The 21,355-nt window shown below is 45.3% G+C and carries 19 protein-coding genes; 15 read left to right on the forward strand and 4 right to left on the reverse strand.

Annotated features, from left to right (window positions below):
* Nucleotides 1–100 precede the first annotated feature (100 nt).
* The 10 genes from nagZ (at nucleotide 101) to PAHA3_RS07255 (ending at nucleotide 11,722) form a co-directional block, all read left to right on the forward strand.
* On the forward strand, nucleotides 101–1,441 hold the full coding sequence (gene nagZ / locus PAHA3_RS07210) for a beta-N-acetylhexosaminidase (RefSeq protein ID WP_235599384.1): 1,341 nt from the start codon (nucleotides 101–103) through the stop codon (nucleotides 1,439–1,441).
* 41 nt (nucleotides 1,442–1,482) lie between these two features.
* Entirely contained in the window at nucleotides 1,483–2,187 is a 705-nt protein-coding gene (locus tag PAHA3_RS07215; protein ID WP_062834110.1) for a response regulator transcription factor, read from the forward strand.
* On the forward strand, nucleotides 2,184–3,167 hold the full coding sequence (locus PAHA3_RS07220; RefSeq protein ID WP_062834111.1) for a sensor histidine kinase: 984 nt from the start codon (nucleotides 2,184–2,186) through the stop codon (nucleotides 3,165–3,167). Before PAHA3_RS07215 ends, PAHA3_RS07220 begins: the two co-directional genes overlap by 4 nt.
* Nucleotides 3,168–3,480: 313 nt before the next feature.
* Nucleotides 3,481–4,251, forward strand: a complete 771-nt coding sequence (locus PAHA3_RS07225; protein WP_062834112.1) for an ABC transporter ATP-binding protein — start codon at nucleotides 3,481–3,483, stop codon at nucleotides 4,249–4,251.
* Nucleotides 4,226–6,184 (forward strand): FtsX-like permease family protein, encoded by a 1,959-nt coding sequence (locus PAHA3_RS07230; RefSeq protein WP_062834113.1) that lies wholly within the window; start codon nucleotides 4,226–4,228, stop codon nucleotides 6,182–6,184. Before PAHA3_RS07225 ends, PAHA3_RS07230 begins: the two co-directional genes overlap by 26 nt.
* A 173-nt stretch (nucleotides 6,185–6,357) precedes the next feature.
* Nucleotides 6,358–7,803, forward strand: coding sequence for a 4-hydroxyphenylacetate 3-hydroxylase family protein (locus PAHA3_RS07235; RefSeq protein ID WP_082762736.1), 1,446 nt, complete (start codon nucleotides 6,358–6,360; stop codon nucleotides 7,801–7,803).
* Nucleotides 7,804–8,036: 233 nt separating this feature from the next.
* Complete coding sequence (locus PAHA3_RS07240; protein WP_062834114.1) at nucleotides 8,037–8,744, forward strand: response regulator transcription factor; 708 nt, start codon at nucleotides 8,037–8,039, stop codon at nucleotides 8,742–8,744.
* Entirely contained in the window at nucleotides 8,722–10,179 is a 1,458-nt protein-coding gene (locus tag PAHA3_RS07245; RefSeq protein ID WP_062834115.1) for a sensor histidine kinase, read from the forward strand. The genes PAHA3_RS07240 and PAHA3_RS07245 overlap by 23 nt, the downstream gene beginning before the upstream one ends.
* Nucleotides 10,180–10,214: 35 nt before the next feature.
* Nucleotides 10,215–11,294 carry an AI-2E family transporter gene (locus tag PAHA3_RS07250; protein WP_062834116.1) on the forward strand — a complete coding sequence of 360 codons (1,080 nt, stop codon included), beginning with the start codon at nucleotides 10,215–10,217 and terminating at the stop codon, nucleotides 11,292–11,294.
* A 29-nt stretch (nucleotides 11,295–11,323) separates the two neighbouring features.
* Nucleotides 11,324–11,722 carry an Asp23/Gls24 family envelope stress response protein gene (locus PAHA3_RS07255; RefSeq protein WP_082762737.1) on the forward strand — a complete coding sequence of 133 codons (399 nt, stop codon included), beginning with the start codon at nucleotides 11,324–11,326 and terminating at the stop codon, nucleotides 11,720–11,722.
* 28 nt (nucleotides 11,723–11,750) lie between these two features.
* On the opposite strand, the gene PAHA3_RS07260 is transcribed toward PAHA3_RS07255, so the two are convergent.
* Complete coding sequence (locus PAHA3_RS07260) at nucleotides 11,751–12,596, reverse strand: AraC family transcriptional regulator (RefSeq protein WP_062834117.1); 846 nt, start codon at nucleotides 12,594–12,596, stop codon at nucleotides 11,751–11,753.
* A 201-nt stretch (nucleotides 12,597–12,797) separates the two neighbouring features.
* Here PAHA3_RS07260 and PAHA3_RS07265 point away from each other — a divergent pair, with 201 nt between their 5' ends.
* The 3 genes from PAHA3_RS07265 to PAHA3_RS07275 all read left to right on the forward strand — a co-directional run bounded on the left by PAHA3_RS07265 (nucleotide 12,798) and on the right by PAHA3_RS07275 (nucleotide 17,152).
* Entirely contained in the window at nucleotides 12,798–13,802 is a 1,005-nt protein-coding gene (locus PAHA3_RS07265) for an aldo/keto reductase (protein ID WP_062834118.1), read from the forward strand.
* A 268-nt stretch (nucleotides 13,803–14,070) separates the two neighbouring features.
* Nucleotides 14,071–15,663: an acyl-CoA synthetase MbcS gene (gene mbcS, locus PAHA3_RS07270; RefSeq protein ID WP_371327903.1), complete on the forward strand. Its 1,593-nt coding sequence runs from the start codon at nucleotides 14,071–14,073 to the stop codon at nucleotides 15,661–15,663.
* A gap of 244 nt (nucleotides 15,664–15,907) precedes the next feature.
* Nucleotides 15,908–17,152 (forward strand): aminopeptidase, encoded by a 1,245-nt coding sequence (locus PAHA3_RS07275; protein ID WP_062834119.1) that lies wholly within the window; start codon nucleotides 15,908–15,910, stop codon nucleotides 17,150–17,152.
* Nucleotides 17,153–17,507: 355 nt separating this feature from the next.
* Here the strand turns inward: PAHA3_RS07275 and PAHA3_RS07280 are convergent, their stop codons facing one another.
* Complete coding sequence (locus tag PAHA3_RS07280) at nucleotides 17,508–17,966, reverse strand: AraC family transcriptional regulator (RefSeq protein ID WP_062834120.1); 459 nt, start codon at nucleotides 17,964–17,966, stop codon at nucleotides 17,508–17,510.
* 168 nt (nucleotides 17,967–18,134) lie between these two features.
* Between PAHA3_RS07280 and PAHA3_RS07285 the strand changes: the two genes are divergently transcribed.
* Entirely contained in the window at nucleotides 18,135–19,295 is a 1,161-nt protein-coding gene (locus PAHA3_RS07285; RefSeq protein WP_062834121.1) for a leucine-rich repeat domain-containing protein, read from the forward strand.
* Nucleotides 19,296–19,337: 42 nt separating this feature from the next.
* Here the strand turns inward: PAHA3_RS07285 and PAHA3_RS07290 are convergent, their stop codons facing one another.
* Nucleotides 19,338–19,970, reverse strand: a complete 633-nt coding sequence (locus PAHA3_RS07290) for a nitroreductase family protein (protein WP_062834122.1) — start codon at nucleotides 19,968–19,970, stop codon at nucleotides 19,338–19,340.
* 130 nt (nucleotides 19,971–20,100) lie between these two features.
* On the opposite strand from PAHA3_RS07290, the gene PAHA3_RS07295 reads away from it, so the two are divergent.
* Complete coding sequence (locus tag PAHA3_RS07295; protein WP_062834123.1) at nucleotides 20,101–20,340, forward strand: hypothetical protein; 240 nt, start codon at nucleotides 20,101–20,103, stop codon at nucleotides 20,338–20,340.
* Between the two features lie 128 nt (nucleotides 20,341–20,468).
* Here PAHA3_RS07295 and PAHA3_RS07300 read toward each other — a convergent pair whose 3' ends face one another.
* Nucleotides 20,469–21,242, reverse strand: a complete 774-nt coding sequence (locus PAHA3_RS07300) for a M15 family metallopeptidase (RefSeq protein ID WP_062834124.1) — start codon at nucleotides 21,240–21,242, stop codon at nucleotides 20,469–20,471.
* Between the last annotated feature and the right edge of the window lie 113 nt (nucleotides 21,243–21,355).

The following is a 21,355-nucleotide window of genomic DNA, read 5'->3' on the forward strand; positions in this document are numbered from 1 at the left end:
CCTCAGAAGCGCTCATTTTGAAAATCATTCACCTTGTGATAAGGTTAGGCCTGAACCTTTGAATTACCGTGACGACATTACATAAGGAGGATGAATATCCTTGTATAACTATAGGTACAACTCGAACAATCAATGGAAAAAAACATTGCAGATGATGTGTTTCATGTTGGGGATCGTTCTGCTTTTATCGGCATGCGGCCAAGCTCAGAAACCTTCTTCCGCAACGGACTCGAACATCAATTCGAACACAGACTCCAACACAGGGCAAACTTCCTCATCACCGGAGCAGAATACCGTTCCATCGCAGGAACAAGCGCAAGAGGAACCGCAAGAGGAAGCTGACCCGGTGCAGGAGCAGCTCAGTTCACTGACGTTAGAAGAGAAGATTGGACAGATGATACTGGCTGGTGTTCAGGGAACAACGCTGGATGATCAAGCCAAACAGATGATTATGGATCAGAAGGTAGGGGGCATTATTTTCTATGCCAACAATGTAACGACGCTTGAGGGAACAGCCAAGTTTGTGCAGTCCATCAAGGACACGAATCAGTCCAATCCGGTACCGATCTTCATGAGTGTAGACCAGGAGGGCGGCAAAGTCAGCCGTATGCCGGAGACGGTGGAATCCATTCCTTCCAACAAAAAGGTAGGCCAGACGAACGATAGCGCGCTTGCTGAAACGATGGGAGAATTGCTGGCGAGACAGGTTCAACTTGCAGGTTTTAATGTGGACTTCGCTCCTGTACTGGATGTGAATAGTAACCCGAAGAACCCGGTGATCGGAGATCGTTCATTCGGCAGCTCGGCAGAACTCGTGTCACGTATGGGGATTGCAGAGATGAAAGGCTTTCGTAGTGAAGGCATTATTCCGGTAGTGAAGCATTTTCCGGGTCATGGGGATACGTCCGTGGATTCCCATCTTGATCTACCTGTCGTGAACAAAACGGAAAAACAACTGGCCGAGCTTGAATGGATTCCGTTCCAGGCCGCAGTGAAGGAGCAGGTAGAAGCGGTCATGGTTGCACACATTTTGTTCCCGAAGCTTGATCCGGATCATCCGGCTTCTTTATCGGATGTCATTATTGGTAAACATTTGCGCGGCAAATTTAAGTATGACGGTGTCGTCATCACAGATGACCTGAGTATGGGAGCAATAGCGAAGAACTTCAAGTTGGACGAGGCTGCTCTAGCAACGGTTAAAGCAGGAAGTGACATTCTTTTGGTAGCTCATAGTTATGAAAGTGCCAAGACGATTTTTGACACGCTAATGAGTGCAGTGAAGTCAGGCGAGATCTCCGAATCTCGAATTGATGAAAGTGTATATCGAATCCTGGCATTGAAGCAACAATACAAGTTATCCGATGACCAGAAAGCTTCCGGAGATCTGAAACAATTGAATGCAGATATTGTGGATTGGCGTAAGCAAGTCGATGCTCGATAATTAATCCTGTGATATGATTTTGGCAGAGGTGAGACCCAACTATGTATACCATTATGATTATAGAGGACGACCCCAAGATTGCGGGATTATTGAAATCACATATTGAGCGCTATGGGGATAAGGCCGTTTTGGCCGAGGATTTTGAGACGATTGTACAACAGTTTGAGCAGGTGCAGCCGCATGTGGTGCTTCTGGATATCAATTTACCCAGCTACGATGGTTTCTATTGGTGCCGCCAGATTCGTACGATGTCTACGTGCCCGATTCTGTTTATCTCCGCCCGGAGCGGAAAAATGGATCAGGTCATGGCACTGGAGAACGGAGCGGATGATTATATTACGAAGCCGTTTGAACATGAGATTGTTATAGCCAAAATTCGGAGTCAGCTGCGCAGGGTGTATGGGGACTATGCTGCACGTGACGAAGAACGCAAGGTGGAACTGGATGGTTTGGTCGTGTATCTGGAAAGACAGGAGATTCAACTCGCTGATCTTAAAGTGCAGTTGACGAAAAAGGAAACGATTTTACTGGAGACATTACTGCGTCGCAGTCCCAAGCTTGTGAGCAGGGAGACGATTCTGGAGAAACTGTGGGATGACTCTTTTGTGGATGACAACACACTTAGTGTTAACGTTACCCGGGTGCGTAAGCGATTAGCCGAACTTGGCATTACGGATGCACTGGAAACGGTAAGAGGATCGGGTTACCGACTGAACAATAACTGGAAGTTCTCTTCACCGTCATGAGGTTGTTTATACGAGAACATCTCGCTTTAACTTGCTGGGTTGTTGCCATCTTGTTCACCGTTATTGCAGTTTTCTGGTATGACGGTTACAACGATTGGGTCACGGCTGCTTATGCTGTAGCGTTGGGATTATTTTTATACGGTGCATATTTGGTCTATCGTTATTATTCACATCGCTCTTTTTATGCCCGGATGACACGATCGATGGATTCGCTGAAGGAATTTGTACCATTGAACGAAACAAGTCCTTTATCATTGGCGCTGGAGAAGCTGCTGGATTCACAATACGGGCAGTATCATGCTCATCTGCATCGGCTGGAACAACGGCAGCAAGAATATCTGACGTTTATGAACCAGTGGGTACATCAGATGAAGACACCGTTATCCGTCATTGAGTTGACCGTGGAAGATCAGGAAGATGATGATCCCAGGCTCATCAGCATTCGAGAGGAAGCGGACCAGATGAGACGGGGATTGGAGACTGTGCTGTATGTTGCGCGGTTGGATACCTTCGAGCAGGATTTCAGTGTGGAACCTGTGATACTGAAGACCGCTGGGGAAGAAGCGATCCATGGGCTCAAGCGATTCTTTATTCGCAATCACGTCTATCCAGAGATGCATATCGATTCTTCGCTGGTTGTGCAATCCGATGCCAAGTGGATTCGGTTTGTCTTGGTACAGTTACTGTCGAACGCAATCAAGTACTCTGCGGGCAGCGGGCAAAAGATCTATCTTCGTGCGTATGAAGCGGAACGCTCCATCATGCTGGAAGTGCAGGATCAAGGCATCGGGATTCCGAAGTCTGATCTGAACCGGGTATTCCAACCTTTCTTCACCGGGGAGAACGGTCGGCATTTCAAAGAATCCACAGGCATGGGGCTGTATATTGCCAAAGAAGTGTTAACGCGGATGAATCATCGGATCGATCTTGAATCCGTGTATGGCGAAGGAACGACCGTCCGAATTACATTCAAATCCTGAAGTGGCAGGTTGAAGATAAGATTGTGGCGTGAGGTGTGTATTTTTGTTGAAGAAGTGTGAGTAGAGTATGAATTACAGTGTAGGTGTAAGTTTAGACGTCTATTGCCTGGTTGAGGCGAAGACGTCTTTTTTGCTTACCATCTTGCAACCTTACAACATTGTCATGTTGATGAAAGGTTAAACCATAGGAGAATGGCCGAAACTTCGATAGACTGTAGTCAGAAGATCACAGGAAAGGCCGCACACAATACGCATGCATACAGCATGAAAGTAACTTGATTTTGAATTCATACATTACTAAGGAGTTGTAACCATGGAGATTTGTTCTGTGAAACAGATCAGTAAAATCTACAAAGGCATCGTATCTTATGAAGCGTTATCAGGTATTGACCTCAGGATTCAGGAAGGTGAGTTTGTTGGCATCATGGGACCATCGGGTAGTGGCAAAACAACACTGCTAAACATGATCTCAACCATTGATCATCCAACATCAGGCGAACTGCGGATTGCAGGGAAGAATCCGTTTGAATTGAATCAGGACGAACTCGCGCTGTTCCGGCGCAAAGAGCTTGGTTTCGTTTTTCAATCGTTCAATCTGTTAAATACACTGACAGTCAAGGAAAACATCGTACTGCCACTGACTCTTGACGGCGTTTCGCTAGCAGAGATGAACGCACGTGTTCAACAGTTGGCAAGCAAGCTGGGCATCGAGAGTATTCTGAACAAACGGACATATGAGATCTCGGGTGGACAGGCACAGCGTACGGCCATTGCCAGAGCGCTGATCCATTCCCCGAAGTTGATTCTGGCAGATGAGCCAACAGGTAACCTGGATTCGAAGGCGGCAAGAGATGTGATGGAGATTCTCGAAACTCGCAATCAGGAGGATCAGGCTACGATGCTGCTGGTCACTCATGATGCAGTAGCAGCAAGTTATTGCAGTCGGGTTGTCTTTATTAAGGATGGCAAACTCTACAACGAAATTCACTACGGCGATAATCGTGCAGCCTTTTACCAGAAGATTATTAATGTATTATCCCTAATTGGAGGGTCAGGACATGAATTTTCGCCAGTTCGCCATTAATAACGTTGTTCGCAACAAACGAATTTATCTGGCTCATTTTCTGAGCAGTACGTTTTCCGTCATGATCTTTTTTACTTACGCATTGCTATTGTTCCATCCTGATTTGAAAGAAGGGTTAAAAGGTTCAAGTGGTACGGTTACTTTGCTTGCGGATCAGGGGTTTATAATTGCGGAGATCATTATATTCATCTTTTCGTTCCTGTTCCTGCTCTACTCGGTAGGTTCATTTCTAAAGACGCGTAAGAAGGAATTTGGTATCTTCCTGATTCTTGGCATGACACGCAAACAGATGAATCGGCTTCTGTTTATGGAGAATATGTGTATTGGATTAGCTTCGATCATTACGGGCATCGGACTCGGGCTCATTTTCGGCAAATTGATTCTGCTCATCTGTGGCTCCATGCTGGCTGTTGAGAACAGTCTTCGGTTCTATTTTCCGCTGAAAGGCATCGCCTTGACGGTTGGAGCATTTCTGCTATTGTTCGTTGTCATCGCGATGTCGTCATCCTTGCTCATACGGAAAGGTTCACTCATTGACCTTGTGAAATCAGAGGAAAAACCGAAACCTGAACCCAAAGCCTCACGTCTACTCGCCTTGTTATCCGTATTGTTGATTGGCGGGGGTTATGCAGGAGTATTCACTTTTGTATGGGTAAGCTTCTCGTTTCCGCTATTAATGGCAAGTGTCGTGGTCGTTATTGCAGGTACGTACTTTTTGTTCACGCAGCTCAGTGTATACATCATTCGGGCACTCAAAGGCAATCAACGATTATTTTTCCGTAAAACCAATCTGCTCTTCTTATCTGAACTTACCTATCGAATGAAAGATAACGCCATCATGTTTTTCATGGTAAGTATCATTTCAGCTTCTTCATTTACGGGAATTGGCACCATGCTTGCTATTGCTGACCCGGGGTTGTCGTCCATGTCGAATCCGTACGCATTCAGTTATATGAATAACTGGGATACTCCAAACTCCGAGCGACATATTCGGCAGATTGAAGAAACGTTGATTGATCATCAAGTTCCCTACGTGAAGGGCAGTTATGCTCCTATAGGTGAAAATAATAATGGGGAGATTATCAAACTTAGTGATTATAACCGTCTTGCGAAGGCACTGGGGTATGAAGAACGTACGTTGAAACAGATCGATGAGTCATTTATGACACCAAGCAATTTGGCGATTCGCAAGGAGTACCGTAAACAGGTTGAACAAGGAGTCTCGGGAGGAAAGGTCAATCTGGAGGTTGATAATCAGCGCGTACCTGTCCAGCTATCGACACCTGGTACCGATATTGTGATTCCTTTTCAATATGAAATTTATCTCTACGTCGTAACCGACGAACTGTTTAATAAGATGAGACCTGCGTACAACGAGGAAGTTGGGATGCCTGAAGGTTTCTATTCGAGTCGAACGATACAATTTATCGTGAAAGATTGGATGGGTACACGCAGCTTCGCTCCTGAATTGATCAAATCCATTCAAGATGATCATTCCGACAAAGGTTATTACGAGGTCAGCGCGCTTGTGGTGGATTGGCTTAATTCCAAGCAGACCAATGGCATCATTTTAATTTTGAGCGGCCTGATCGGCATTGTTTTCTTCACCTTTGCAGCAAGTTTCACCTATTTCAGACTCTACGCAGATCTAGAACGGGATGAAGCACAGTATCGCATGATTGGCAAAATGGGACTGAGTCGTCCCGAACTCCGTAAGATCGTAACAAGGCAGCTATTGCTTATGTTCTTCCTGCCGATTCTGGTGGCGGTCATCCACAGTTCGGTTGCCTTTGTAGCGTTACAGCAACTGGTTGACTTCTCGGTCTTCGGATACAGCCTGCGTATCTTCTTGGTGTTTGCTTCCATGCAGATCTTGTATTTTGCACTTGTGCGCTGGCGGTATCTGCGTCATATGTATTCCAAGTTAGTCTAAAATAGCATGGCCCAACAGACACCGAACGCATGACTCGGTGTCTGTTGACTTTTCTATCCAAGGCACAGTACTATTTCAATAGATACAAAATGTATCATTACATAGTTTCTCAAGCAGTTAGAAGGATGGGGTTACAGAAATGTCAGGCAGATGCCTGAGAGGGAGGACAGATCATGAGCATCACGATGTCTCGTGGACAAGCTTACATTCAACGTTTGAATGATGAGCGGAATGTATGGCTGGACGGAGAACGTATCCGGGTTACCCAGCATCAGGCCTTTCAGGGAACACTTCAAACGATAGAAGGATTGTTTAATCTGGTGGATGACCCGGATACAAGGGAAACCGTGGCCTATTGGGACGAACAGACGGGAAGTTATGTACATCGCTCTTTTCTTGTACCCCGTTCACATCTCGACGTGAATAGCAGAGCGGGGGCTTTTCGGCTTTGGTCTGAGCGGACGTATGGGGTGATGAGCCGATTGTCTGATTATGCTCGATCCCGCCTGACCGGCTGGTATGCAACACGACATGAGATGACAGCACATGATCCTGCATTTGCAGGTAAAATATCGGCTTATTTTGAACAAGCCAAACGAAAAGATGCATTCCTGACAATTGTCCAGCGCGACCCCCAGATTAACCGTTCCTTGCCTGTTGGTGAAGACGAGGATGCCATGCTGCGGATTGTCAAAAGCAATACGGAGGGCGTAGTCATTCGCGGGGCCAAAATGGTGGCAACAGCAGCGCCTTATGCAGATGATATTATTGCTTATCCCGTTCAACGAATTCCGTCCCACCTGCCAGAGCTGGCCCATATGGTGATTGTAGCTGCGGACAGTCCAGGCTTACACATGATGTGTCGTGAATCTTTTGCCACAAAAGATACAGATCAATCACATCCACTCAGTGCGCAGTACGATGAGATGGATGCCGTGTTATTTTTTGACGATGTATTTGTGCCCTGGGAACGTGTATTGCTGCACAATAACCCTGAAGCCGTATGGCAGATTCGCTGTAATACAGCTTCGGCCAGTCTGGCCTATCATCAGAGCGTCATTCGTTTGCACTCAAAACTGGAGTTCATTACAGCCGTGACCTCAGCCATTGCCAAGGAGATTGGGGTGGACGCTTTCCTGAATGTACAGGAACAGCTCGGAGAGCTGATCAGTCAGATGCAGACCATCGAGGGATTGATTGTTGCTGCTGAAGCTCAGTCCAAGTCGGATACATTCGGCAACTGGTTGCCGGAATTCAAATATATTGAAACTGCCCGTAATCTGGGCAATCGGTATTATCCCCGCGCTGTGGAGATATTAAAGACGATTGCTGCGGGTGGTCTGATTCAGATTCCTTCAGGTACGTTTGAGATGAATGAAATGATGGGCTCCATGATGGGAAAATACCTTGGCGGAGTAACGATGCAAGCCCCGGAGAAGATTCGTCTCTTTCAACTGGCGTGGGAGCTTACAGGAAGTCCACTCGGAGCCAGGCATGACCTGTATGAACGCTTCTATGCGGGTGATCCCGTGCGCAACCGGGCGAGCCAATATGTGCAGTATGACAAGCAACGTTTATCAGTGAAAGTTGAACCTTGGCTTCGTTCCGGTAAGGAATGATCTGATAGTCTAATCCGAATGGTCCGAATGAAGATTGAATAGTCCGAATGAAGAATGAAAAGCCTGAATCAAGAATGAGAACGATCCTATTTTCATAAAGCCTTGGCTTGCGCCAGGGCTCTATTTTTATTTATTTAGATTATCTTTAGAAATGATTTAGGTTGAATTAAGAGACGTAGTATATAGTAATAATGTAGAGATAGGCATAGAGTATAGGAAATGAGAGGAATAACATGAGATACACCGTATTAATTGCAGATGACGAACCAGAGATTGTGGAACTGCTTCAGCTCTATCTGGAGAAGGACTATACCATTAAGACTGCGGTGAATGGAGCGGAGGCGTTAGAATGTATTCGTTCAACACAGATCGATCTGGTCATACTGGACATCATGATGCCTGTGATGGATGGGTTGCAGTTGATCAAACAGATCCGGGCTACACATCACATGCCTGTTCTGTTCCTATCCGCCAAAAGTCAGGATCACGATAAAATCCTTGGACTGGGACTTGGGGCAGATGATTATATAGCGAAGCCATTCAACCCGCTTGAGATTGTCGCCAGAGTAGAGGCATTGCTCAGAAGAGTCAATCATTTTGATGCAGCGGAGGTTCCCGCAGCGAAAGAACAGAATCTGGTATTAGGTGATCTGACCCTGGATCGATCCCAATGTATCCTTTTTCGTTCAGGAAGTCCTGTAACATTGACCTCTACAGAGTATAAAATCATGGAATTGTTGCTCGATCAGCCTGGCCGAGTGTTCACCCGTAAAAAAATATACGAAGCGGTCTGGGGCGACTATTATGCTCACGAGGACAGCACGATTATGGTACATATCAGCAACATTCGGGAGAAGATCGAGCGTGACTCCAGACAACCGGAATATCTCAAAACGATAAGGGGACTGGGATACAAAATTGAAGCGCCCATGGAAAGCTAGAGAAAAAAGACTGTTGCAGACATCCCTGACACTGGACTTCTTGCTGTTCAACTTCTTTTTGCTGTTACTGGTATTGATCGTGTACCTTATGGTGTCACTGGATGTCGTGGATTTTCGTATATCGGATCAAGTGGTTGATCCAGATCTGAATGTCGAAGCCCATGTGTACGTTGCAGAGCTAGAGGACGAATTTTACTCCAGTGGAGGTTCGGTGTCGAAAAGCAAAGACACAGAGATTCAACGTCTCAAGGACAGCGGTGGCTGGATTGAAATTCTGGATGCGAATCGCAACGTCATTCGTCATGTGGGAGACAAGCAAGATGCGTTTACGCAATACAGTGAAGCCGATCTGTATGATGGACTGGAAAATCGGAGTGACCAGGAATACTATTATTCGATCACTCCTCTCTCGACAGAAGGAGCAGCAGCGTATGTGTTGCTGAAGATCCCGCGTGATCTGGTTAGCGTAAGGATTAATGATAATCAATTGATTACCAATCTGAAGCACCCGTTGTCTTTTTACATTATGATTGGCATCGGTTTGGTTTTATTATTGATTTTTGTCTATAGCTATTGGGTCGCACGGAGAATCAAAAAACCACTCAGCATTCTCTCCTCGGGTCTTACGCAGATGATTCAGGGAAATTATAGTACACGGATGTCGATCTCGGCCGAGAGAGAGTTTGTCCAGATCGGTGAGACCTTTAACTACATGGCGGACGTTATTGAGAACACCTCTGCGGAGAAACGATACGCCGAACAGAGCAAACAGCGACTGATTGTAGACTTATCACATGATCTGAAGACACCGATAACATCTATACAGGGATACGCGCAGGCATTGGTGGAAGGACGTGGGGAGGACAAGGACAGGCAGCAACGATATCTGGGATATATCTATAACAAGTCCGTTCAAGTTGCACGCATGATACAGAATATGCTGGAGCTGCTCAAGGTGGATTCACCCGATTTTCGCATGCATATTCAGAGAAGAGAAATTGGAGAATTCGTGCGCGAGATTATGGCAGATACTTATGGGGAGATTGAACAAAAACAGTTTGTCCTTCACGTACTTGTTCCTGATCAGGAGATCTACGCGAGGTATGATCCGGAGCTGTTATCCAGAGTCATTCAGAATCTGATTACCAATGCTCTGTCTTATAATCCGCCCGGAACAGAAATGCGCGTGGAACTCATTCCGCTTCATACCCATGTGGTGATTGAAGTGGCAGATACCGGAGTGGGCATACCCCAAGAACTGTGGTCAACGATCTTTGACCCGTTTGTACGAGGGGATGAGGCGCGGACAGCGACCGGAGGCACCGGACTTGGTTTGTCCATCGCACGACGGAATACGGAGAAAATGGGCGGACGGCTGATCCTTTCCCGGCGTGGGCGAGAGACCACCGTGTTTACCATTGAGATTCCAAATTAAATAAGAGAAGAAATGTCCATGTGGAGGGGAATATTTTGTTCAAAGGAAATACGTTTGTCAGGTTCAGTATTGCACTGGCGCTGATATTGGTTAATATCTATTTATTATCACGTGTGAGCTTCATCTTTCAGCCGCTCGTTACCATGATCACGGTAATCACCGTGCCGATGATGTTATCGGTGTTCTTTTATTATCTGCTAAGGCCGCTCGTGAATTATATGGAGAAAAAGAAAATAAATCGCACGTTAAGTATTTTGCTAATCTATCTGGTTATTGCTATTCTGGGTGTGTTCTTCATCATTGGATTATGGCCATCGTTACGTGAGCAGCTCATCAACCTGGTCGATAACGCACCGAATTTACTTAATTCATTAAGTGAACAACTGAGAGAGCTGGAGCAGAATGGTGCGATTCAAGCCTTGTTCCCGGAGGGATCTACACCTTTATCTCAGATCACGGAGTATATCAACAAAGGATTTAACTTTGTGACCAACTATGTAAGTGGATTTTTCTCACTCGTGTCCAGTTTTGCGATTATCTTGTTTACATTACCGATCCTTTTGTTCTATATGCTGTTACAAGGTGAGAAGTTTGGTCGTAAACTGGCACATATCGCTCCAAAACGTTTCCAAAATGACAGCCGTGAAGTCGTGCTTGAGATCGATCAGGCGCTGAGTGGTTTTATTGTAGGAAGAGTTTTGGTGAATCTGGCCCTGGGTGTACTAATGTATATCGGTTTCTTGATCATTGGACTGCCGTACGCATTACTGCTCACGGTAATCGCGGTTATCATGAACTTTGTTCCGTTTATCGGGGCGATTGTGTCGTCCGTGCCTATTGTCATCATGGGTCTCGTGGTATCGCCATCGGTTGCCATCTGGTCTCTGATTATTATTCTCGTCGCTCAGCAGATTCAGGACAACCTGGTTGCACCCTACGTATTTGGTAAAAAGCTCGATATTCACCCGCTAACGACGATTATTCTGGTCTTGGGTGCAGGGGACCTCGGTGGAATTATTGCCATCCTGATTATTATTCCGGTGTATATGATTGTTAAAATTCTTTTGGTTCGAATCTATAACATGTTCTTCAAGGACAAATGGCAGAATGCATAGAATCTAAATTATTCGAAGGAGTGGAGCACATGTCTGAAATTATCGAAAAACAATACAATGAACCTGAATATATCGCACCTCAATCTGTTCAAATGGGTACCATTCACATCTCGAACGATGTATTGTCCAAGATCGTGGGGATGGCCGCTCAATCAACGGCGGGCGTATCCTCTATGTCCGTTGGACTGACTGAAGGCATTGCTAAGAGTATCAGTGGCAAGAGTCTGCAAAAAGGGATTGACGTACACGTCAAAGACGATCAGGCAACCATCCAGCTTCGCATCAACATTCAATATGGTAACAAGATGCACGAGGTCTGCCGTGAACTTCAACATAATGTTCAACAGGCTGTAGAGCAATTAGCTGGCGTTATGGTGAATGAAATTAAAGTGCAAGTCGTTGGTGTATCCATGCCGGAGACGGTATAAACCAATGGCAAAAACAGCACCGTCCCAATTAGCAACTTAACTGGGAGGGTGCTGTTTTATGTTTACGGTAGTAGGTGGGAGCTTCGCCCATCACTTTTTTGAACATTTTGGAGAAAAGCAATTGATCGGTGTAGCCCACAGAACGGGCAATATCACCAATGGTCAGACCGGGATCAAGCGTCAGTTCGGCTGCCCTGCGCATCCGATAATGAACCAGATACGACTGGATGCTGCTTCCCATCTGGTCCTTGAAGAGAGAGCACAGGTAACTGCGCTGCAAGCCGACATGAGCCGCGATGGATTGAACGGTAATGGCATTGGCATAGTTCATTTCAATGAAGTCGATTACCTGCGTTACGTACGTTTCCTTCGAATAATCCGGCATGGGTTGAAGATGATCTGAATTAGCCTGATCAATTAAAATGGAGAAGAATTGATACAGCAAACCAGTCATGCTAATCTCCCAGCCTTTGTGGGTATTGCGAGAATTGATCATTCGGTGCAGGCAGGATCGCATCTCGTCATCCTCATTACCCAGCTCAAAAATCGGGTGATGCTCGGACAGACAGGCCTGCTGTAAAAAGGAAGAACTATTGCTGCCTTGAAAAGCAACCCAGCTGTATTCCCATGGATCATCCTGATCTGCTTCGTAATGCACGACGGAATGCGGAACAATCAGAAAACCTTGACCTTTGTGCAGGGTATGCGTTTTGCCACCAACTTCGAAGGTGCCTTTGCCATTCAAAATATAATGAATTTTATAATAGTCTCGCATGGCAGGGCCAAAGTGGTGACCAGGTGTACAGGCTTCCGTGCCATAATGAAGGAGCTGAAGCTCCTGAAAATGATTGTTCTTGAACATATACGTAATCAAGGGTATTCACTCCTGTACGATTTCGTCTCATCTTGCATTTTAACATATTAATTAGTGTGAAAGATGAATAATTTAAGATTAGTTTATATAGATAAAAATCATTTTTCCATATGTTCAAAGTGAAATGCCATATCGTTTTGCCAGAAAAATGTCTAAGATGAATAGGAATTCAACAAACCTTAGAGGAAAGTGAGAATAACGATGCCCTATACTGCGAGTGAACAACGATATGATGAGATGAAATATGTACGTTCCGGCAAATCCGGAATCAGACTGCCGCAAATTGCGCTGGGTTTATGGCAGAACTTTGGTGGCAACCGCACATTGGATATTCAGGAAGAAATGATTTTACGTGCCTTTGACCTCGGAATTAATCATTTCGATCTGGCGAATAACTATGGTCCACCTCCAGGATCAGCGGAAGAGAATTTTGGTGTGATTTACAAAAAACATCTGCGTCCTTACCGGGATGAGCTGCTCATCTCCTCGAAGGCAGGCTACCATATGTGGAGTGGACCTTACGGCGAATGGGGCTCCCGCAAAAACCTGATTGCCAGTCTCGATCAAAGTCTTGGTCGGATGGGACTGGATTATGTAGACATTTTCTATCATCACCGTCCAGATCCGGATACACCATTGGAAGAAACGATGACGGCGCTGGATCATATCGTGCGCCAAGGTAAAGCACTGTATGTGGGCTTGTCCAATTATAATGCAGAACAGACGCAAGAAGCGGTAACCATTCTCCGTCGTCTGGGTACGCCATGTCTGGTTCATCAACCAAATTACTCGATGCTGAATCGTTGGATTGAAGACGGTCTGCAAGACGTACTGGATGAGCAAGGCGTAGGTTCCATTGCGTTCTGTCCACTCGGCCGCGGTCAGTTGACGAATAAATATGTCGACAAGATCAAGGAAGAACGAGCCAATCCAACAGGCAATTTGAAAAAAGAAGCTTACACGGACGAGCGGATTGCCAAGTTCGATGCGCTTCAGGCAGTTGCCGAGCGAAGAGGACAGACGATCTCTCAACTGGCTCTGAACTGGATCTTGCGCGGCAACCGTGTTACCTCCGCACTGATTGGTGCCAGCCGTGTGTCCCAGATCGAAGAAAATGTAGCTGCGCTCAGCGCACCGGATCTGACAACGGAAGAGCTCAATGAAATTGAGAGCATTTTGGACGGCATGGGTAATTATCCTTGGTAACATACACAGTATAGCAGTGTGAAAATTATAGTTAGAAAAAGATTGTGGTCATATAAAATTAAAAATGAAATGGTGCCTATCTGATATCCAGGGTGGGTGCCATTTTTTTATATGTCATTTTCTTTATAGGATAAGATCTATTATAATAGTTCATTAATTGACCTATGTTTATTTTTTCAGAATGAGCCTAGTTCATAGCACCTGGTCCTAGGATTTAGGGTATAATATATAGAAGCTTAACATTTGAACTACGAAGGAGAGGCTCCATTTGAACTTTGAACAGTGGATTTCGCCTGAAAGCTATAACCTGACATCCGAGATGGAAAATCATCCATCAGACCGGATTGCACTTAGATGGCTCAGCGATCATCGAGAATTGGAAGAGATCACGTACGGTGATTTATTCAAGCAGGCGAATCGTCTTGCTGGAGGTTTGCGTGAACTTGGACTAGAGAAGGGTGACCGGGTGTTGGTCATGGTACCACGCCGTATTATTGCCTATGTTATTTACATTGCTTGTCTGAAATTGGGGATTGCCGTTATTCCTTCCTCCGAGATGTTACGGGCCAAAGATCTTGAATATCGTCTGCGTCACTCTGAGGCGCGGGCTGTTATTGTATGGTCCGAGACGACCTCGGAAGTGGAAAAGATGGACGCAGATCTGCCATCACTGGCACATCGCATCGTGGCATCACCGAATGGTGAAGTCGGCGTACCTGCTGAAGGTTGGGTCAATGTGCATGAATTAATGCAGAATCAACCTGACGAGATGGCTGCGGTGGAAACTCACCGTGATGATACGGCTATTCTTGCTTATACTTCAGGCACAACTGGTAATCCCAAAGGAGTTGTACATAGCCACGGTTGGGGATATGCCCACCTGCGGATCGCTTCTACATTATGGTTGGATATTCAGCCATCAGATACGGTATGGGCAACGGCTGCACCTGGTTGGCAAAAATGGATCTGGAGCCCGTTCCTGTCCGTACTCGGAAGAGGCGCCACCGGGCTGGTCTACAATGGATCATTCCAGCCCAAGCGTTACCTGGAACTGATGCAGGAACATCAAATTAATGTCCTCTGCTGTACACCAACCGAATATCGGCTGATGGCCAAAGCGGATGATCTTGGACATTATGACCTGTCCCATCTACGAAGTGCGGTTTCAGCGGGCGAACCGCTCAATCAGGAAGTCATTGAAATCTTCCAGCGTCACTTCGATTTGACCATTCGAGACGGATATGGACAGACCGAGAGCACATTGTTAATCGGCAGTCTCAAAGACGCTCCGGTACGCATTGGCTCCATGGGTCAGTCGATTACACCTGGGTTGATTGAAATCATTAACGAAGACGGACAGCCTGTTCCTGCGGGTGAAGTCGGAGATATCGCGGTACACAAAGAGATGCCAGCTTTGTTCCGGTCTTATTATCAGGATGAGGGACGGAAGGAAGCGAGTCAGCGTGGCGATTATTTTGTAACAGGAGACCGTGCGCGTAAAGACGAAGAAGGATACTTCTGGTTTGAAGGACGCAGTGATGACATCATCATCAGTTCGGGCTACACGATTGGACCATTTGAAGTGGAAGAAGCACTCATGAAACACGCTAGCGTGAAGGAATGCGCGGTGGTTGCGAGTCCGGATGAGATCCGCGGCAATATTGTCAAAGCATTTGTCGTGCTGAGAGACGATTCACTGGCTTCCCCGGAACTGATGCGTGAATTGCAACATCACGTCAAAGAAATCACAGCACCTTATAAATATCCACGTAAGATCGAATTCGTTACGGATCTGCCGAAAACAAACTCCGGTAAAATCCGCCGGATCGAACTGCGCGAACAAGAAAAACGAAATGGTTAGATCATTTTCTATAGATGAAATTTTGCAAATTGATCATGCGTAGTGAAAGAGAAGGAATCGATTCTGCAGAAGCGATAGCGCTCGTATTTGTCTCCAAATTTTAACCTTTGAAAAATACGATGAAGAAAACTTGGAGACAACGACGATCTAAAGAACGATCCTTCGCTGTAACGGCCACTCAACAGATCCGAATCCATTTTGCAAACCGATGCCATTAATATATGAAACAGGAGTGAACACAACCATGAGTCAATTTGAACAAACCTTTGAAAAGTCATTGGAACAATACGCAGAACTGGTTGTCAAAGTCGGCGTGAATATTCAAAAAGGACAGGATCTACTCATCACTGCTCCCATCGAAACGCTTGAATTCACACGTCTGATTGTGCAAAAAGCCTATGCGGCTGGTGCAAACTATGTACAAGTGGACTTTGATGACGATAACATTACCCGCAGTCGTTTCGAGCATGGCTCCAATGACAGCTTCGACTACTATCCAGCCTGGAAAGCGGATATGATGGAGAAATTTGCAGAAGCAGGCGGCGCTACCCTGACGATCAAAGTTCCTGATCCTGAACTGTATAACGGTATTGATTCGGACAGCGTTTCCCGGGCAACCAAAGCGGCTGCTCAGGCACGTAAAGGGTACTCAAAATACACACGTAACCATGAAATTAGCTGGTGTCTGATCAAGGCACCGACCAAGGCTTGGGCGAACAAAGTGTTTGCCGACATTCCGGAAGAAGACCGAATCAACGTGATGTGGGAAACCATCTTCAAAATGAACCGTGTGGATGGCGGAGACGCCGTACAAAATTGGAGAGAGCATCTGGAAACCTTGAATACCATGAGTGATCTCCTGAACAAAAAGAACTATAAGAGTCTGCATTATCGTGCGCCAGGTACTGACCTGAAAATTGAACTGGTCCACAACCACATCTGGGGTGGCGGTGGTAGCGAAAATAAACAAGGTGTATACACGGTTGCCAATATGCCGACTGAAGAAGTATTCACCATGCCGAAGCGCAGCGGAGTGAATGGATATGTCAGTAGCACCATGCCTTTGAACTTGAACGGGCAACTGGTAGACCAGATGAGAATCACATTCAAGGATGGACAGGTTGTAGCGTTTACGGCAGCATCCGGTGAAGAGCATTTGAAGAACCTGTTTGCCACCGATGAAGGTGCACGTTATCTGGGTGAGGTCGCACTCGTACCACATGACTCCCCAATCTCCAACCTGAATCGTATTTTCTACAATACGGGTATTGATGAAAATGCATCTTGCCACTTGGCTGTGGGAAGTGCGTATCCATTCAACATGAAAGATGGCACAACCATGTCGAACGAAGAGTTGCTGAAGCATGAGTGCAATGTGAGCTTGACTCACGTTGATTTCATGATCGGTTCCGCTGAACTGGATATCGATGGTGAGTTACAAGACGGTACAATCGAGCCGGTATTCCGTAAAGGCAACTGGGCATTTTAATTTCTAATCTAGTTATCTAAGTTGAACTAAAGATTATTTACACTGACACTACGATGACAGAATAACCTTCCAATCGCTGTTATCCCCAGATTTTTTTGATTCCCTTTTCTCAAGGGGAAAATCCGGGGATAGCGTATGCTTCCGATGCAGCTTTCTTTCAGAAAGCTTTTGGGCGAGTGTGTGCTTTCGAAGTAGCTTTCTTACAGAAAGCTTTTAGCTTCGCTTTTTCAGGTTTTTTCTGTCCTCTCCGTTATCGTGTAAATGATTAGTTTAACTTAAATAGTACAAGTAATAGTATTAAACAAGAAAGTGACTTCAATCTGAAGTCACTTTTTTTGTTTCCTCGTAACGTGGATTACACGGGTCTTACAGGCACACATATTTCGCAATAATGCTGATTAAGCAGTTCCCAACGATATCGTTCTATAACCGGCTTGTTGTCCATCTGATAACCACTTGTTTGTAAATGGGGGATGATCACATTCCATGCCTGCTGAATATCTTCTGCGGTGTGCTTCACTTTACAGATGAGATAATCTCCACCTGATAATTCTCCAAACTCAATAGAATCATCTTCCAGACGTTCGAATTCGGCAATAACAATACAGGCATTATATCTGCATTTCTGGGGCGATGTGGTAGCCGGGTCATCTTGAGGGATACCCAGTAATGTTGCTGATTCGTTAAGCAATTGGTTTTTGTCTGCCCATTGTTTCAGCGTATTCATCGCTTGAGCATTGGCTGGACCGTAAGGACCAACTTGTCGAACATAAGCGAGACGATATGACGGGAGGGTTTCGATATACATTTGCATGAAATTCTTCCTCTCTATTCGGTTTTTCCTTACATGTTGGATGCTAACACGGTATAAAAAAAATTGCATAGGTTAATATTGATTCCCTACGTTGAAACTCATAGAATAGGGATAATATGTTGGAGGACTGCTCCGAGAGAAGAAAAGGAGAGGGGGAGGATCACGGGTATGGATATCACCTATGCTTTCACGGATGAACGTTTCAGGCGAGTTGTGTTGGATCGTTTTTGTAATCAGAGGGGGTTCATTCAGGCGAGTGACGTTTGTGAGGTTGAGATATTACAACTTTCCAATCACAATATTAGCAATCTTGAGGGAATCGAGTATTTTAGGGGTCTTCAAGAGCTGGATTGTGCCTATAATCAATTGACCGGTCTGGATCTTACTCAGAATCACAAGCTGAGGACGCTACGTTGCAGAGAGAATCAGCTTCTTACACTGGACCTTCGTTCCAATTCGGAATTACAGTTGCTTGATTGCAGCTTTAATCGACTTCGTAAATTGGATCTTTCTCATAATTCCAAGCTTGTTACGTTGGAGTGTCACTGGAATATGTTGTCGGAGCTGGTTACAGAGTCCCTTGAGCGATTGGAGGAGCTCAGTTGCAGCTATAACGCTCTTTTCTCACTTGAACTTGAATACAATAAGCAACTGCAGCGACTCGATTGCGCCAACAATTACATGTTGGAACTTGATGTAACCGGTTGTCCAAACTTAATTGAACTTCGTTGCCATCACAACCATATCAAACAGTTGGATCTTCGTTCGAATTTGGTTTTGGAGAGTGTCCGTTGTTTTAACAATCACATTAGCGAGCTGGACATTCGACATAACGTGCAACTACGTGAGCTGTACTGTTCCGAGAACAAATTAACCGAGTTGGATTATAGCGCTAATCCCAAGCTGGAGAGACTGCAATTTGCAGACAATCTGATGTTTGAATCCAATCATGAAGTTCAGGGGATGGGTCTATTTCAGTATGATGGATCGATGTCCAACTATCTGATGCGCTTGCTGGTTCAGGGTAATGAGCTAGTAGTCACAGCGCAGGTTTCAACCAAGACAGAGATGGAAGCTTTGTCCCCATACATGGAGGCGACGTGGAAACGGTGGGATATGCTTGGTGAGCAGGCGCTTAGAACTATTGCCGAGGCCCATCCGGACGAGGATATTAATGAATTGGTTCTGGCTGATGCCGAATTTCAGGGAGATCAATATTTCCGATTGGGTTATGACGCGGGGGATACACCTGCTGGCCGACTGTACATATACTCGGAGTTCGACGATGAATTTCAGATGTTGGACAACTTGATCTATGAAACGTATTAAAGCCACGAGATCGTGGCTTTTTTTTCTTTGTTATATTGTATGTTATTCAGCGTGCATTTTGTTGAAGCTAACATATTCGTTAATCGGTTTACGGTAACCGCGTGGGCGCTGTTTGGCTTCCGACTTTTTGCCGATCGTGATCATCATGGCAGGTACAAAATGGTCGGGAATATCCAAACTCCGTTGCAGTTCTTCCGAGTCAAAACCAATCATGGGACAGGTGTCCCAACCGCGATCCTGAGCGATCAACATCAATTGCATGGCAGACAGGCTGGCATTGCGAATCGCATCCTCACGTTGGAAGAATCTGCCGCGAGATTCGTAAAATTCAGTGACACTTTGTGATTCCTGCTCGTATTGGAACGGAGTGAGTGCTCCCAAGTTCAGCAAGCCTTCGTTAATGGTGCGGATATGATGGTGTGCGTTGACATCGCCCAAAACCACGATGACCGCAGAAGCTGTTTTTACTTTATATTGCTGGGAAGCTTCATAGACTTTCTCTATCTGTTCCTCATCTTTAAGCACAAGATAGTGAGTATGCTGCAGGTTAAAGGCAGAAGGTGCAAATTTGTTCAGGGCAAACATCTCTTGTAGTTCCGAATCCGAAATTTCAATTCCTTCTTCAAAAATAACGGCCGATCTACGGTTTTTGACCAGATTCTCTAACTCACTCATGATGGTTTCCCTCGCTTATGTATGATTTATAAACTGACTATAACACACTTAGTTACTTTATGTAAGTATTATTTTAGAATAAGACAAGGTTTGCCTGCCATACGCTAAAATAAAACACTAGAGGTGATTCATGAGAACATTCATTACAAGGTATAAGGGAGGACATAACCCGCATGAATTTCGGGTATATGTGATCCAATCTTCGACGTTAAAACGTTTTGTGGTAATGGAGATCATTCTGGGATCAATCGTTTACAATGTCGCACTGTATTTGTTCCATAATGCACTACTTGCTGGCGTAGGCTCTTGGGCTGGAACAGAAAGTCTGAAGAGATTGCCACTGGTTTTTAGAAGAATTGCTGGTACATGATGATGTGTACAAAGAAAGATTGGAGCATAAGAGGGCCAGTTTCGGCCCCATCTTTTGCTTCAGCTATGCTTTAGTCACGCTTCTTTATCTGATCCGATATTCGCTAAGCTTTGGGTCCCGAACTTACCTTATTTGGCACGTTCCAAATACTGCTCCAGCGTAAGTTTCTGGTTGGTAATCTCACCAGCAATATACACACCTACATAACGTACATGCCATGGCTCATAAGAGTAGCCGGTTAATTTCTCCTGATCTTTACCATAACGGATAATGAATCCGTACTTGTGGGCATTGGCTTTCAACCATTTGCCTTCTTTGGTGTTGCCGAAGCTTTGTTGTAGATCATAACCGGCCGAAGCGCTGGAGATATCCATGGCTAGGCCAGTCTGATGTTCGCTTTGTCCTGGACGAGCACTTGTCTTATTGGCAACAGCTTCACCTTTGATACTGGCATTACGGTCAAAGATCGATTTTTGGGTCGCATAAGAGCGATAGCCGGACACCGCTTTGATATCAATGCCGTCTTTTTTGGCGGCGGCGAATAATTTTTCAATCGCGTTTGCAGCCACTTTACGCATTTGTTTCTTCGGACTGGAGCCTGAGAAGCTAAAAGGAATATTAGGGACTACCAAATCTTGAGGTGCATAAGTCGAAGGCAGATTTCTCTTTTTATTGACAAGCACAACTGTACTAGACACATTGGTCACCGTTGCTACATTTTTAATCGTTTTGATCGTACGACCAGGTGCATTATCATGCAGAAATTGAGTGAAGCTGGAACTCGCAGCAGATGCGACAGGATTCAAGCTTGAAGTAATAGGAAGGGTAGTAAAAGCAGAACCTGCTACAACAGAACCTACCAGAATTGTGGATATGATGGATTTACGAGTAAAAGATTTCATGATGTGTGTTCCTCCTCGGATTATATGAATCTATATACCGAGTATACTAGAGGATTATATCCATAGGTTCTCCAATTGTTTCCGAGTTGTAAACAAAGTTTGTTAGAGTCTTT

Origin of the sequence: Paenibacillus amylolyticus, assembly GCF_001570725.1 — a bacterium.
GTDB lineage: Bacteria > Bacillota > Bacilli > Paenibacillales > Paenibacillaceae > Paenibacillus > Paenibacillus amylolyticus_A.

Bases quoted from the DNA above. Each gene is read 5' to 3' on its own strand.
- PAHA3_RS07215 (WP_062834110.1), top strand. From the start codon at position 1,483: ATGTATACCATTATGATTATAGAGGACGACCCCAAGATTGCGGGATTA.
- PAHA3_RS07220 (WP_062834111.1), top strand. From the start codon at position 2,184: ATGAGGTTGTTTATACGAGAACATCTCGCTTTAACTTGCTGGGTTGTT.
- PAHA3_RS07225 (WP_062834112.1), top strand. From the start codon at position 3,481: ATGGAGATTTGTTCTGTGAAACAGATCAGTAAAATCTACAAAGGCATC.
- PAHA3_RS07230 (WP_062834113.1), top strand. From the start codon at position 4,226: ATGAATTTTCGCCAGTTCGCCATTAATAACGTTGTTCGCAACAAACGA.
- PAHA3_RS07235 (WP_082762736.1), top strand. From the start codon at position 6,358: ATGAGCATCACGATGTCTCGTGGACAAGCTTACATTCAACGTTTGAAT.
- PAHA3_RS07240 (WP_062834114.1), top strand. From the start codon at position 8,037: ATGAGATACACCGTATTAATTGCAGATGACGAACCAGAGATTGTGGAA.
- PAHA3_RS07255 (WP_082762737.1), top strand. From the start codon at position 11,324: ATGTCTGAAATTATCGAAAAACAATACAATGAACCTGAATATATCGCA.
- PAHA3_RS07265 (WP_062834118.1), top strand. From the start codon at position 12,798: ATGCCCTATACTGCGAGTGAACAACGATATGATGAGATGAAATATGTA.
- PAHA3_RS07275 (WP_062834119.1), top strand. From the start codon at position 15,908: ATGAGTCAATTTGAACAAACCTTTGAAAAGTCATTGGAACAATACGCA.
- PAHA3_RS07280 (WP_062834120.1), bottom strand. From the start codon at position 17,966: ATGCAAATGTATATCGAAACCCTCCCGTCATATCGTCTCGCTTATGTT.
- PAHA3_RS07285 (WP_062834121.1), top strand. From the start codon at position 18,135: ATGGATATCACCTATGCTTTCACGGATGAACGTTTCAGGCGAGTTGTG.
- PAHA3_RS07290 (WP_062834122.1), bottom strand. From the start codon at position 19,970: ATGAGTGAGTTAGAGAATCTGGTCAAAAACCGTAGATCGGCCGTTATT.
- PAHA3_RS07295 (WP_062834123.1), top strand. From the start codon at position 20,101: ATGAGAACATTCATTACAAGGTATAAGGGAGGACATAACCCGCATGAA.
- PAHA3_RS07300 (WP_062834124.1), bottom strand. From the start codon at position 21,242: ATGAAATCTTTTACTCGTAAATCCATCATATCCACAATTCTGGTAGGT.